13 protein-coding genes are annotated in these 14,270 nt (G+C 65.8%); 10 read left to right on the forward strand and 3 right to left on the reverse strand.

The genetic code is table 11. The annotated features are described in order from the left end of the window. Positions 1-23: 23 nt before the first annotated feature. From pgeF to ileS, 7 genes are all read left to right on the forward strand, one after another. Entirely contained in the window at positions 24-734 is a 711-nt protein-coding gene (pgeF, locus tag A5785_RS03215) for a peptidoglycan editing factor PgeF (RefSeq protein WP_197494586.1), read from the forward strand. Then, positions 734-1,480: a YggS family pyridoxal phosphate-dependent enzyme gene (locus A5785_RS03220; RefSeq protein ID WP_064863588.1), complete on the forward strand. Its 747-nt coding sequence runs from the start codon at positions 734-736 to the stop codon at positions 1,478-1,480. The genes pgeF and A5785_RS03220 overlap by 1 nt, the downstream gene beginning before the upstream one ends. A 96-nt stretch (positions 1,481-1,576) precedes the next feature. Continuing rightward, positions 1,577-2,296, forward strand: coding sequence for a cell division protein SepF (locus tag A5785_RS03225; RefSeq protein ID WP_064863587.1), 720 nt, complete (start codon positions 1,577-1,579; stop codon positions 2,294-2,296). Positions 2,297-2,430: 134 nt separating this feature from the next. Continuing rightward, complete coding sequence (locus A5785_RS03230) at positions 2,431-2,757, forward strand: YggT family protein (RefSeq protein WP_064863586.1); 327 nt, start codon at positions 2,431-2,433, stop codon at positions 2,755-2,757. A 324-nt stretch (positions 2,758-3,081) separates the two neighbouring features. Next, positions 3,082-3,867: a DivIVA-like cell division protein Wag31 gene (gene wag31, locus A5785_RS03235; RefSeq protein ID WP_064863600.1), complete on the forward strand. Its 786-nt coding sequence runs from the start codon at positions 3,082-3,084 to the stop codon at positions 3,865-3,867. Positions 3,868-3,900: 33 nt separating this feature from the next. Continuing rightward, a complete protein-coding gene (locus A5785_RS03240) occupies positions 3,901-4,863 on the forward strand; it encodes a hypothetical protein (protein ID WP_064864543.1) in 963 nt (320 codons plus the stop codon). A gap of 480 nt (positions 4,864-5,343) precedes the next feature. Continuing rightward, positions 5,344-8,532 (forward strand): isoleucine--tRNA ligase, encoded by a 3,189-nt coding sequence (gene ileS / locus A5785_RS03245; RefSeq protein ID WP_156525428.1) that lies wholly within the window; start codon positions 5,344-5,346, stop codon positions 8,530-8,532. 23 nt (positions 8,533-8,555) lie between these two features. Here the strand turns inward: ileS and A5785_RS03250 are convergent, their stop codons facing one another. Further along, on the reverse strand, positions 8,556-9,278 hold the full coding sequence (locus tag A5785_RS03250; protein ID WP_082938079.1) for a TetR/AcrR family transcriptional regulator: 723 nt from the start codon (positions 9,276-9,278) through the stop codon (positions 8,556-8,558). A gap of 116 nt (positions 9,279-9,394) precedes the next feature. On the opposite strand from A5785_RS03250, the gene A5785_RS03255 reads away from it, so the two are divergent. Continuing rightward, positions 9,395-9,856: a nitroreductase/quinone reductase family protein gene (locus A5785_RS03255; RefSeq protein WP_064864551.1), complete on the forward strand. Its 462-nt coding sequence runs from the start codon at positions 9,395-9,397 to the stop codon at positions 9,854-9,856. Positions 9,857-9,951: 95 nt separating this feature from the next. After that, a complete protein-coding gene (locus tag A5785_RS03260) occupies positions 9,952-11,385 on the forward strand; it encodes a DNA polymerase IV (RefSeq protein ID WP_231894296.1) in 1,434 nt (477 codons plus the stop codon). Positions 11,386-11,403: 18 nt separating this feature from the next. Here the strand turns inward: A5785_RS03260 and A5785_RS03265 are convergent, their stop codons facing one another. Then, positions 11,404-12,354 (reverse strand): asparaginase, encoded by a 951-nt coding sequence (locus tag A5785_RS03265; RefSeq protein ID WP_064864553.1) that lies wholly within the window; start codon positions 12,352-12,354, stop codon positions 11,404-11,406. Positions 12,355-12,629: 275 nt separating this feature from the next. Between A5785_RS03265 and A5785_RS03270 the strand changes: the two genes are divergently transcribed. Continuing rightward, the gene (locus tag A5785_RS03270) at positions 12,630-13,166 is read left to right on the forward strand and encodes a hypothetical protein (RefSeq protein ID WP_049698224.1); all 537 of its coding nucleotides are present in this window, start codon (positions 12,630-12,632) and stop codon (positions 13,164-13,166) included. A gap of 86 nt (positions 13,167-13,252) precedes the next feature. Here the strand turns inward: A5785_RS03270 and A5785_RS03275 are convergent, their stop codons facing one another. Further along, positions 13,253-14,242: a hypothetical protein gene (locus A5785_RS03275; protein ID WP_197494585.1), complete on the reverse strand. Its 990-nt coding sequence runs from the start codon at positions 14,240-14,242 to the stop codon at positions 13,253-13,255. Between the last annotated feature and the right edge of the window lie 28 nt (positions 14,243-14,270).

Here is a 14,270-nt window from a genome sequence, read left to right on the forward strand (position 1 = left end):
TGAGCGGGCCGATCACGCCCCGGGTGCGTCGTGTGGTGACCACCCGGGACGGCGGTGTGTCGAAACCGCCCTACGACTCGTTCAATCTGGGCGATCATGTCGGCGACGACCCGGATGCCGTCGCGGCGAACAGGTCTCGGCTCGCGTCGCAGTTGGGTCTCGCCGCCGACCGCGTCGTCTGGATGGAACAGATTCACAGTCGCAACGTCACAGTGGTCGACGCTCCTGTCGGCCACGCCGTCGAGGCCACCGACGCGCTGGTGACGACGACGCCAGGGCTTGCGCTGGCGGTTCTCAGTGCCGACTGTGTGCCGGTTCTGTTGAGCGACGACGAGGCGGGTGTGATCGCCGGAGTACATGCCGGACGGGTGGGAGCGCGCATCGGGATCGTCCCGGAAACGCTGCGCGTGATGATTTCGTTGGGTGCGCGCCCCGAGCGGATCGGCGCATTTCTCGGACCTGCCGCGTGTGGACGCCAATACGAGGTTCCCGCTGCGATGCAGCGCGACGTCGAAGAGCATCTACCGGGCAGTGCCTGTCTGACCGACAAGCGCACCCCGGGACTCGATCTTCGGGCTGGATTGCGTCGGCAACTGCTTGCGCTGGGTGTCGCCGCGGTGGCAGAGGATCCGCGGTGCACGATCGAAGACGCGCACCTTTTCAGTCACCGACGCGGCGCGCCGACGGGCAGGCTCGCATCGGTCATCTGGATCGACCCGAGTCCCGAGTCGTGATGACTGCACACGACGATGAGCGCACGGCCCAACTGTCGGAGTCGCTGTCGGCTGTGCGCACACGTCTCGACGCCGCGGTCGATGCTGCTGGGCGACGACGAGGTGACGTGGAGTTGCTCGTCGTGACCAAGTTCTTCCCAGCCGAAGATGTCGCGCGATTGATCACGTTGGGCGAGAAGGACTTCGGCGAGTCGCGGGAGCCTGAGGCGAGCCGCAAAATCGACGAACTGCGCGCGGATGCGGGTGGCGATCTCGGCGACGTCGCATTCGACATGATCGGTTCGGTGCAGACCAAGAAGGCGCGCACCGTCGCCCGATGGGCACGTGCGGTGCATTCGGTCGACCGCGACAAACTCATCGATCATCTGGCGACAGCAAGTAGGTCCGCCCTCGACGACGGTGAGCGGGGCACGCCGCTGGGGATCTATCTCCAACTGAGCCTCGACGGCGATCCCACCAGGGGTGGAGCGCTTGAGGAAGAGCTTCCCGAGTTGGCCGACAGGGTCGAGGCGAGCGACTCGCTGGCGCTGCGCGGGCTGATGGTGATCGCGCCGCTCGACGGCGACGTCGACGAGTGGATGGCACGAACGGCGCAGGCGCACGAACGGTTTCGGACCCGGTTTCCCCAGGCGACCGGACTCTCGGCGGGTATGTCGTCGGATCTCGAAAGTGCCGTCGCACATGGATCGACATGCGTGCGTGTCGGTACCGCAATCATGGGTCCGCGGCCGTTAATCTCTCACTAGTCACATTGGTCACATGCGAACCAACGAGAACAAACTCCACACTGACAACACTCGCGAACCCGCCGCGGGTGTCGGATGACCAGAGAGGCCCCTCACATGACCACGATGCAGAAGTTCAAGGCATATTTCGGCATGGTGCCTCCGAGCGAGTACGAGGACGACTACTTCGACGAGCCCGGACCGGGTCCGGTGCGGTCGATGTCGCGTGAGCGCGTGTACCGCGACGACTACTACGGCGAGGCTCCGCTGCGTGACGGCTACGGGGATTCCTACGCAGACCCCGGCTACCGCGAGGCTGCCGACGCAGGCTACGACGAGCGACGATTCGGACCAGGCTTCGATTCGGCACCCGGCTACGAGCAGGGGTACCAGGGCGACTACACCTACGCGGGTCCGCGACACTCCGAGCCGGTCGAGCGTCCCCGCCCGGTCTCGCGCCTCGAGCCGCTGCAGCGGTCGAGTGCGGCCCCGCACCGCGCCGCAGCGGTGTCGGCCTCTGCGAGTCCCGATCTCGAGCAGGTCTTCGCCGACGGTCCGCTGCACAAGATCACGACGCTGCGCCCCGCCGACTACAGCGAAGCACGCACGATCGGCGAGCGGTTCCGTGACGGCAACCCGGTCATCATGGATCTCGTCGACATGAGCAACGACGACGCGAAGCGCCTCGTCGACTTCGCGGCCGGTCTCGCCTTCGCGCTGCGTGGCTCGTTCGACAAAGTCGCCACGAAGGTGTTTCTCCTCTCACCGGCCGACATCGACGTCTCTGCGGAGGATCGCAAGAAGATCGCCGCGACAGGCTTCTACAACCACGGCTGACATCGACGTATTCGGCGGGCGAATCGCACTCGGTTCGCCCGCCGATGCTCGTTCGGCCCCCACATCTGCTCGCGCGCACCAGGTCAGCGGTACCTGGGGTGCAGCGCGCCCGACATATCAGGCACTCTTGACTCGTGGCGATACTGTTCGAAGTCCTCTACATCGTGCTGTTCATCTACTGGCTGCTCCTGCTTGCACGCCTCGTCATCGAATTGGTGCGCACCTTCGCGCGTGAATGGCGACCGAGGGGTATTGCAGTTGTGATCATCGAGGCGGTATTCACTGTCACCGACCCGCCGATCAAGGCGCTTAGGCGCATACTGCCTCCGATTCCGCTCGGTCCGGTTCGGCTCGATCTCTCGCTGATGATCGTGATGATCGTCGTACTCATCCTCATGTCGGTCATGCGAGGGCTGGCCAACAATGCAGCGGCCTCGGCGCTGGCGAGCGCACTCCTCTGACCAGCTGATCGGAGCTCGGGCGCTCGGTGAACGTCGGTTGAACACGATCCGACGTCATGATCCGACTGCCGCTCGTCGAGCCGATGTTCTACCGTTGAGTGTCATCATCGAGTGACTGTTGCATTGCAGGACGGCATCGAACATATGCGACAAGCGGTTCAGATGTGACAGGATGAGACGCCAGTTACGGATTTTGACTGGTATGAATATTGAGTGACAGTCTGTACACATAGGCTGTGACGTATCCGCCCAACTGAAGACCAAGCTCGGACGACACCAAGCTCGAGCCGACCCAACGCTCTAACGACAATGAGGGGAACCGACATGCGGCTGACACCAGCTGATGTGCACAACGTCGCGTTCAGCAAACCGCCGATCGGTAAGCGCGGCTACAACGAGGACGAGGTCGATCAGTTCCTCGACTTCGTCGAAGCCGAGCTCGCTCGCCTGATCGAAGAGAACAGCGACCTCAAGCAGCGCGTCGAAGAGCTCGAGGGTGAGCTCGCCGACGCCAAGTCCGGCAGTGGGACCGCCGACGCATCCTCGTCGTCCGACTCGACACCGACGACCGATGATTCGACACAGGTGTCCGACGACGACTCGAACATCCGAGCTGCTCGGGTTCTCGCTCTCGCGCAGGACACCGCCGATCGCCTGACGGGTTCGGCTCGCCAGGAAGCCGACACGTTGCTCGCGGATGCCCGTTCGCGCGCGGACGCCATGGTGTCCGAGGCGCAGACGAAGTCCGACGCTCTGCTGAACGATTCGCGTCAGCGGGCCGAAGCAATCCTCGCCGACTCGCAGACGAGGTCGGAGGCTCAGCTGCGTCAGGCGCAGGAACGTGCCGACGCGCTGCAGAGCGACGCCGAGCGTAAGCACAGCGAGATCATGGGCACCATCAACCAGCAGCGCGGCGTCCTCGAGGGACGTATCGAGCAGCTCAAGACGTTCGAGCGTGAGTACCGCACACGCCTCAAGACCTATCTCGAGTCCCAGCTCGAAGAGCTACAGCAGCGCGGCAGTGCCGCGCCTGTCGAGAACGGGCGCTCCGATCAGTCCTTCTCGTCGGATCCCGGTAACGGCGGCTTCAGCAGCTACTCGCAGAGCTGATCGGTGCCGGCGGACGGTCATTAGGCAGATGACGTGCTGAGTCTGGCGCTCGCGGCCACCCTCGTGGGCTTCGTGCTGCTCATCGTCGGGTTGATCACCGGCACGGTGTGGCTGGCGGTGGCGTGCATCGTCGTCTGCCTCATCGGCCTGGCGTTCCTGATCGTCGACATCATCGGTTCCGGCCGAAAAGATGACCAGGTCGGCAATGATGACCAGGTCGGCAGTGATGATCAGGTCGACGAGTCCGACACAGGGGAGCGTCCCGAGGGACGTCGCTCCCGTAGCGTCGCCGCCGAGAGTGATCTCTCCGACGACGATCCCCCCGACGGTGGTAATGTGTTCGACGGCGGCTCGGGCATTTCCGGTCCGTCTCCCGCTGCACGACGCGAGTCCCCTCCGCAGTCGTCGTGGCAGGGTGTGATCAAACCCGGCGGGCGGCCGGGTTCATCCGCCGACGCAGCGTCGAATCCGGATCCCGGCGAGAATCCACGGACGAATGCATTCGGCACGGGAGAGTCTGCGCAGTCCTCGCGTGAAGGCAACTACGACGACTATCTGCGCGCTGTCGGCGGCGATCCCGCAACCGGCGGATTCCGCAGGCCGTCGACGCCGGACGAGCAGGCGCCGCCCCAGCAGGGGCGCCCCGGTCAGCGCCCGCCGGCGCAGGGGTACCAGCAGCCCCCGCGGCAAGCACCTCCCGCGCAGATGCCAACGCAGGGTCCGGCCGCGCAGGGGTACCCGCAGCAGCCGTATCCCCGGCGCCCATATCCCCAGGGGCGCGAGCCCTACAGCCAGCAGAGGCCGGGTGGCGACCAGCAGCGTCCTGGCGCGGCGCCCCGACAGCCAGAGCGTGAGCAGCCGCGAGGCATACAGCAACCGCCGTCCGACGATGGCAAACCTTCTGATCGACCCTGGGAGCAACCCGAGCGTGAGCAGGGGAGCGGAACCGGACGTTTCGATCCTCTCGATCCCAACTGGCGTCCGCCGCTCGACTGATCCCGACCGATCCAGCCCTGGGGAATCCCCTGCGGCGTCGACACCCAGGCGACGACACCCAGGGCATCGACCACGGTCGATTCGTGGCCGGGTAGCCGCGGTCGCTACACTGGAAGCGCAATGATCCGGCCATCACCGGGGAGCATCCGGAAGAACGGATTCTCGTCACGCATCGTGTGAGTCGGTGAGCGTCCCAGTAGAACCGGGCGGGAGTGGCCCGTCATAGCCGCAGGTCCATTCGGTTGGGAGTGTTGGAGCACTCCGGGTGTGTGAGCATCCGGCGTTGTTCGCCTGCCGATCCGAGAGGGCCATGAGCGGCATCGGACCAGTCCGATGCAAGCGGGGTGGTACCGCGCACACGTCGTGCGTCCCCGTGCCAAGAGCAGATGCACACGTCCTAGTGGACGTGCGAGCCAGGCACGAGGAGTCAGCGTGAGCGAGCAGTCAGAATCGGCAACACGTGTGTACCCGGTCGTCGACATGACCGGCGGCATACGTAGTGGTGCGCCATCTTTCCCCGACGTCGAGCTCAACGTTCTCGACTATTGGAAGAACGACGACACATTCGCCGCATCCATCGCCAATCGAGCCGACGCTCCGGAGTTCGTCTTCTACGACGGGCCTCCGTTCGCCAACGGCCTGCCCCACTACGGTCACCTGCTGACCGGTTACGTGAAGGATCTGGTACCGCGGTACCAGACGATGCGCGGCAAGAAGGTCGAGCGGCGATTCGGCTGGGACACCCACGGACTGCCCGCAGAACTCGAGGCCGAACGTCAACTCGGGATCACCGATAAGTCGGAGATCGAGAAGATGGGCGTCGAGAAGTTCAACGACTTCTGTCGCGACTCCGTGCTGCGCTACACCGGCGAGTGGCGCGACTACGTCACCCGTCAGGCTCGCTGGGTCGACTTCGACAACGACTACAAGACCCTCGACATCGACTTCATGGAGTCGGTGATGTGGGCATTCAAGCGGCTCTGGGACAAGGGCCTCATCTATCAGGGCTATCGCGTGCTGCCGTACTCCTGGTACGAGCAGACACCCTTGAGCAACCAGGAATCGAAGCTCGACGACGCGTACCGCATGCGCCAGGACCCCGCTCTCACCGTGAGCATGCCGCTGGTCGTCGACTCCGACGGTCCGTTGGCGGCGCTGGACGGGGTCAATGCGTTGATCTGGACCACGACGCCCTGGACTCTGCCGTCGAACCTCGCGATCGCCGTCAATCCCGATGTCTCCTATGTGCATGTGCGTGCGGCGGACGGGCGCGAGTACCTCCTCGCCGAGCCGCTGCTCGGCAGCTACGCGAAGGAGATCGTCGACCCCGAGGTGCTGGGCACGTATCAGGGGCGCGACCTGGAGGGGCTGGCGTACACACCGCCGTTCGACTTCTTCGTCGGGCACCCCAACGCTCACCGCATACTGCTCGGCGATTACGTGACCACCGACAGCGGTACCGGAATCGTCCATCTCGCACCGGCTTTCGGTGAGGAGGACATGGAGCTCTCGACGGCCAACGGCATCGAGGTCGTGCAACCACTCGACGCAGGTGGCCGATTCACCTCGCAGGTGCCGCCGTATGAGGGCCTCATGGTGTTCGACGCCAACGCGCCGATCATCAAGGACCTCAAGGCCGGTGGGTCGCGCGTCCTCGCCGGATCGGACGGGCACCAGGGGCGTGTGGTGCGGCACGAGACCATCGAGCACTCCTACCCGCACTCGTGGCGGTCGGGAAAGCCGTTGATCTACATGGCCGTTCCGTCGTGGTTCGTCGCGGTCGACCCGATCAAGGACCGCATGATCGAGCTGAACAAGCAGATCACCTGGTCGCCGGCACACATCCGCGACGGGCAGTTCGGCAAGTGGCTCGAGGGTGCACGCGACTGGAACATCAGCCGCAACCGCTACTGGGGCGCGCCGATCCCGGTGTGGGTCTCCGACGACCCGGAGTACCCGCGCACCGACGTCTACGGCTCGCTCGATGAGCTCGAGCGCGACTTCGGCGTGCGCCCGAACAACTTGCACCGCCCCTACATCGACGATCTGACGCGGCCCAATCCCGACGACCCGACCGGAAATTCGACGATGCGTCGCGTTCCCGAGGTCCTCGACTGCTGGTTCGAGTCGGGCTCGATGCCGTACGCCCAGGTGCACTATCCGTTCGAGAACTCGGAATGGTTCGACGGGGCGAGTGACGGTTCGGAGCCTGCACACAATCCGGGCGACTTCATCGTCGAGTACAACGGCCAGACGCGTGGATGGTTCTACAACCTGCACGTGCTCGCGACTGCGCTGTTCGATCGTCCGGCATTCAGAACCGTTGCGGCGCATGGCATCGTGCTCGGCGACGACGGCCAGAAGATGTCGAAGTCCAAGCGCAACTATCCCGACGTCAACGAGGTGTTCGACCGCGACGGCAGCGATGCGATGCGGTGGTTCCTGATGGCGTCGCCGATCCTGCGTGGCGGCAATCTCGTGGTGACGGAGAAGGGAATCCGCGAGGGCGTGCGTCAGGCGCTGCTCCCGTTGTGGAACGCCTACAGCTTCCTGCAGCTCTACGCCGACCGGCCCGCCACGTGGCGCACCGATTCGTCGAACGTGCTCGACCGGTACATCCTGGCGAAGCTCGCCGTCACGCGCGACGCCATGACCGAGGCCCTCGACGTGTATGACGTCTCCGGGGCGTGTGATGCGTTCCGCGAGTTCGTCGAGTCGCTCACCAATTGGTATGTGCGCCGTTCGCGGGCACGTTTCTGGGCGGGCCAGGATGAGGACCCGGAGGCTTTCGACACCCTGTACACGGTGCTGGAGGTTGCGAGTCGCCTTGCGGCACCGCTGCTTCCGTTGGCGACCGAGGCCATCTGGCGTGGGCTGACCGGTGAGCGGTCGGTGCACCTGACCGACTGGCCGACCAGTGACGAACTGCCCGCCGACCCCGACCTCGTTGCGGCGATGGACGACGTGCAAGCGGTGTGCTCGACGGCGTCGAGCGTGCGCAAGGCCAACAAGCTCCGCGTGCGACTGCCATTGCCGCAGTTGACCGTCGCGTCGCCCAACGCCGATCGCCTCGCGCCCTACACCGATCTGATCGCCGATGAGATGAACGTCAAGTCGGTGGAATTGTCCACTGACGCAGATCAATACGGTCATTACGAGCTCGCGGTCAATGCGCGCGCCGCAGGACCGCGCCTCGGCAGGGATGTGCAGCGCGTCATCAAGGCGGTCAAGGCGGGGAACTGGAGCGTGCGGACCGCCGACGACGGTACCGAGATCGTGTCGGCCGACGGCATCGACCTCGAACCGGGCGAGTACAGCAGGAAACTCGTTGCGGAGGAACCGGATTCGACGGCCGAACTCCCCGGTGGCGGCGGACTCGTAGTCCTCGACACCAACGTCACCGAAGACCTCGAGTCAGAGGGTTGGGCGAAGGACCGCGTGCGTGAACTCCAGGAGGCACGTCGCAATCTCGGGCTCGACGTGTCGGATCGCATCGAGGTGCGCTTCGTGGTGCCCGAGCAGCGACTCGAATGGGCTCGCCGCCACGCCGACATGATTGCCGGTGAGGTGCTCGCGACGTCGTTCGTCGTCGAATCGGCAGACGACTCGGCTGCGGGTGCGATCGAACTCGGCGACGGGGTGACGGCAGACGTCAACAAGGCGGGCTGAGCAGCAGTCCGTCGGTGCGGCAGTCAGTCGTCGAACAGCAGCGACAGGACGGCGTCGACCTGCGTGGTGAACAACGCGTCGGGGTGAGCGAAGGTGTCGGCGCCGTACTGTCCGAAGACGTCGAGGCTGATCCCGCCGATGATGGTCGCCCAGAGGGTTGTCGCCGCGGCGACGACCTCTGCGGGCACGTCGACGCCGAACTCGTCGATCACCTGACGCATGTCGGCGGCGACCTCCGGCGAGATCGGCGGCAGCTGCGCACGCAGGTCACCGTCCCGATGCGCGGCCGCCAACTCGACGACGAGTCGACCGACCACGCGCGTTCCCGGGGGCGTCGTGCGCTCGGCTGGCGCCGAGTACCCCGGCACCGGACTGCCGTAGAGCAGCGCCCATCGCGCGGGGTCGTCGACTGCCCAGCCGCGTATCGCAACGGCCATGCACCGCAAGCGCTTCCGCGATCCGCCGGCCCCGGCTGTGCGGTCAGCGTCGTTGTCATTGTCAGCGTCAGCGGCGGCGTCGACGGTGTCGGCGAGGTCGTTGTAGCCCTCCACCAGAAGCAGGGTCAACAGCTCGTCGCGGCTGGGAACGTACCGGTAGACCGCGGAGGAAACGACGCCGAGGTCGCGAGCGATCGCCCGTAGTGACAGCCCGGCAGCGCCCTGCGTGCGCAGGTGCTCGCGGCCGAGCCGCATGATCTCGGCCTCCATCGCCGCGCGATTGTCGGCCCGTGTCTTTCCCGTTCCCATGCCGACAGTCTGCCAGATCAGAGAGCGGTGCTCTTGCATTTCCTCGACGCCGGGCGCACACTCGATTATCGAGAGCGGTGCTCTCGGATCATCTGCGACGTCGAGGAGTAACCGCCATGCAATCAACGCAACACCACGTCACGCCCGGCCGCTCGGACCGCGTCTTCAATTCCGTCGTGCGCTGGCTCGCCGACCGTGGGGTCAACCTCGCCGGTGCGCAGACACTGACCATCGTCGGACGAAAATCTGGTACACCACAAAGCATTCCGGTGAATCCCATTGCGTTCGACGGCTGCGAGTACCTCGTGGCGGTACGGGGCAACACCCAGTGGGTCCGCAATGCCCGAGCCGCGCGGACCGCGCACCTGCGTCGTGGCCGCAACGATCGAACGGTGACGCTCGCCGAGGTCGACGTCGCCGATCGCGGTCCGATCATCCGCGCGTACTTGAAGCGATGGGGGTGGGAGGTCGGCCGATTCCTGCCCGACGGCATGACCACCGACCCATCCGACGACCAACTGCACACACACGCGGCGTCGATCCCTGTCTTCGCCGTCGGCAGGGCGACTACCGGGTAAGTCCCTGAAGAAGCCCCGATCGACCTGCTTAGTCTTGATGTGTGTCAGCAGTGTCCGGTTCGCCCGCAGATGGGGAACGCAGCACCAGGTGGGTGATGCATCTGGACATGGACGCCTTCTTCGCCTCGGTGGAGCAGCTGACGAGGCCGACGCTCGCCGGTCGCCCCGTGCTCGTCGGTGGGACAGGGGGCCGCGGTGTCGTCGCGGGCGCCAGCTACGCCGCACGCCGTTTCGGTGCGCACTCGGCCATGCCGATGCACCAGGCCCGACGCCTCGTCGGAGCGTCGGCGGTGGTACTTCCACCCCGCGGCTCGGTGTATCGCGTGGTGAGCAGCAGGATCTTCGGCATCGTGCGTGACGCGGTGCCGGTCATCGAGATGTTGTCATTCGACGAGGCATTCGGAGAGCCCGTCGACCTCGTCGGTGCCACCGCGGCCGATGCCGAGGCCTTCGCGCAGGAGATCCGTGCCCGCATCTTCGAGGGCGTGGGGTTGGCCGCCTCCGTCGGTGTCGGCAGCGGCAAGCAGATCGCGAAGATCGCCTCGGGAATGGCCAAACCCGATGGGGTCATGGTCATTCCGCCGAGCAGACAACTCGACTTCCTCCACGCACTGCCGGTCCGCAAACTCTGGGGGATCGGGCCCGTCTCGGGAGAACGGTTGGCGCGCCTCGGTATTGACACGATCGGCGATCTCGCCGCGATGTCCGACCTCGAAGTCGCGTCCGTACTCGGCTCCAGCGTCGGACCAGCACTGCACATGCTCGCGCGCGGACACGACGACCGGCCCGTCACCGAACGCGCCGCGGCCAAACAGATCAGCGCCGAATCGACCTTCGCACGCGACATCGTCGACCTTGCCGGCCTGCGACCCGCGATCGACAAGTCGGCGGCGGACGCGCATCGTCGACTCCTCTCCGACGGACGCGGTGCGCGCACCGTCGTACTGAAACTCAAGCGATCGGACATGTCGATCCTGACCCGGTCGTCGACGCTGCCCGCCGCGACGACCGATCTGGACACCCTCACGTCGATGGCCCGTCGCCTTGCCCTCGATCCGCAAGAGGTCGGCCCCATTCGCCTTGTCGGGGTTGGCTTCTCAGGTTTGTCCGCCGTCGAGCAGTACGCACTGTTCGGCGACGGTGATATCGCACCGACAGCCGACCTCGCGCCGATCACCGACGCAGATCTCGAAGCGCCAGATCTTGAAGCCCCAGATCGTGAAGGCGCCATCGCCATCGACACGGTTCCACCCTCGGACGGCTTCGAAACCACCCACGCGACCGTCTCCGACAGCGGCGCTGGATCTGCTGTCTCCGACAGCGGGAGCTGGGCGACGACCGGCGTCGACGTGGTGCACCCCGAGTTCGGGCACGGCTGGGTGCAGGGGAGCGGACACGGTGTGGTGACCGTGCGATTCGAAACGCGGGCAACAGGACCCGGCATCGCGCGCACATTCTCAGCCGACGACGACGCGTTGCGACGCGGTGACCCACTCGACAGTCTCGCGTGGCCCGATGTACCGCGCTGAGCCCTCAGGCCACGACAGTCAGGCGGCAGGTTCCGAACGGCGGAAGAAGTCGGCGACGTCGTCGGCGTCGTGCCCGGTGGACAGCAGCGTGATCAGCGCCATGCGTGCCTGTGGCGCGCGTAACCAGCGGGACACCACCGCGCCTGCGCGTTCGAGGTCGACGGCTCCGCCGCCACCGCCATAGGTCGCGACCACCGGGCCGTAGGGAACGCGTGTCGTGACGACGACGGCGACCCCCGCGCGTCGTGCGGCGACGACTTCGGCGGTGATGTCGGGATGGGTGTTGCCCGAACCCGTCGCCGCGAGCACGATTCCCGACGCACGCTGCGCGACGGCTGCGGCGATGATTCCCGCGGCGACGCCGGGATACAACGCGTAGGTATCCACGCGGGCCAGGCGTTCGGGCAGCGCGTCGACGACCAGGGGGCGTGGAAGCGCGGCGTGCACAGTGTCGAAGGCCTCGGTCGCTGTGGTCGAGACCTTGAACGCTCCCCGAACCGGCAGCACGCGTCCGCCCAAGGCAAGCACGACGCCTCGTCCACGACTATCCGGATCGGCTGCCACCTCGATGGCCGCCGCGATGTTCGCGGGCCCGTCGGCCTCGGGGGTGTCGGCGGGGTACTGCGCACCGGTGAACACGATGGGGCGGGGATCGTCGGAGACGAGGTCGGCCAGAAATGCCGTCTCTTCCATCGTGTCGGTGCCGTGGGTGACGACGACCCCGGTCACGTCGGGATCGGCAAGCGTGGCTGTGACAGCACGCACCACCTGCGCCTGCTGAGTCACCGTGATAGCTGAGCTGTCCGCCGACATGAGGTCGTTGGTCTCGATGACGGGAGTGACTGCCGACGGTGTCCTTGCTTGTGCAAGCAGTTCGGAGGCGCTCAAGACCGGCACCGCCCCGTCAGCGCTCTGGCGAGCTGCGACCGTTCCGCCCGTGGTGATCAGCGCGATTCGGGGTTGCGTCATGCCAGACAGCGTCCCTGGAACCGATGTCGGCCGTCAACCGCTTCACCCGTCGGCACTGCTCGTGCGACGCCGCAATGCTCATCGAGATAGCTGCAACTGGCGATCTCGGCGGGTACGCGTCGTGGGGCGGAGTCGATGTGTTTGGCATAGTGGTGTGAGTTTGTGGCCACGGGGGTGGATATGGCGACCGTTGTGACGGTCGCTGTGAACCGCGTACGACTGCGCGAATCACCGCCGAACACGATCATCGCCGACGTTGAATGTGAGGAAGATCCTTGAAGTTCCCTAAGTTCGTAGGTGCCGCCATCATGGCTGCCGCAGTCGCCACGTCCCTCGCGGCGTGCAGCAGCAGCGACGATTCCGACGACGTCCCCACGGTCGCCACGACGACCAGTGCCGCAGCCACCTCTGAGGCAGGCGCGTCGGGTGCCGACGCCGGGGTCACCAACCCGAACGTCCGCCCGAGCGTCGCGACACTGAACGCGATGCTGGACAAGGCTCTCGATCCGAACGTGCCGAACTCGGAGAAGACCGAACTCGTGCAGGGTTCCGAGAAGGATCCGCAGCTCTTCGACAAGCTCGTCAAGGCACGTGAGGACAACAAGGACGTCACCTACCAGATCTTCCCGCCGGTGATCCCGGCCGGACCGAACAAGGCCACGGTGAAGGTTCAGGTGAAGCTCCCCGACAACCCGCCGACCAAGCTCGACGCCCAGATCGTGTACGCGGACGGACGTTGGAAGCTCGCGAGCGACTCCGTGTGCCCGATCCTGTCCGGCAACAACATCAAGAGCGCCATGTGCACCCAGTGATTCAAGTGCACGCCTGAGCGCGCTTGCACCACAACGAGAGCCCCTGTCCCGCGCGGGACAGGGGCTCTCGTGTGTGAGGGAGCTCTTTACTTCCAGGTGTAGGAGAAGCCGATCTTCTGGAGCAGCGGGTTGGCAGGGTCGGCTCCGACCAGTTCACGCGCGCCTGTGTATGTGCCGGAGCCGCTGAGCGGCAGACCGCGGGTCACGTCGGAGACCAGGGTCCCCGAGCCGGTGTAGGAGTAGCGGGAGATGGTCAGCGTGGTGTCGGAGCCGGGAATCGCATACACCGAGTTGACCGGTGATTCCTCGGTGGTGAAGTCGATGGTCACGCGGTTGCCGTCCCACGCCTTGAGCGTCGCGGTGATCGTCTGGGTGAGTGTGGTCGCAGCCGTGATGGTCCGCTCGGTTCGCCACGTCGCACCCACACCGATCGGCTCTGTGGGCAGGGGAATCGAGTTCTGGAACGCCTGAACCAGCGACTGCTCGATCGCGCTCCTCGCTTCCGAACCCGAATCCTTCGTGGGGATCAGTCGTAACGAGACAGGCGCCGCGCCGGGTCCGAGCGCTACGCCCGCCTTGGCGTCCCTGGCCGCTTTCAGTTGGTCGTTCAACGTGGGGTCGGGAGAGGTCGACGCGCCGAGTGTCATCTCGAGATCTGTGTTGTCGGTGCAGTGGAACGTCGCAGTGATCGGGATGTCGACGGTCTGCTCGGTCGTGCCGTCGGCCGCTGTGACAGACGACGTCGTCGACAACGTCGAATGCTGTGGCGTCGAACGGTCGGGCGCGCCACCGACCACCCGTTGTGGTTGATTGCCCGTGGATGTGACGGTCACCGCTGCGGGAGGGATGGGGATCAGATTGGCGTCGCGTTGACCGGAGGTCGAGGTGGTCGTGCAGCCCGATGGGGCTCCCGGCGACTGCCCCGACTCGGCATCGGAACCCGAGTCGGTGCCGCACGCCGACACCAGGAGCCCGCACGCCAGTGCTGCTGCGGTCGACCCGAGCGTGACCCGGCGGCGAACCGAGCGGCGTCGAGGGGGTGGTTCTTCGGCAGTTCGACGGGTCGGATCGGACACGCCAGTCAGCGTATTGCACGTGTCAGGG

It is taken from the genome of Gordonia sp. 852002-50395_SCH5434458 (assembly GCF_001665905.1).
In the GTDB taxonomy this organism is placed as follows: Bacteria; Actinomycetota; Actinomycetes; order Mycobacteriales; family Mycobacteriaceae; genus Gordonia; species Gordonia jacobaea.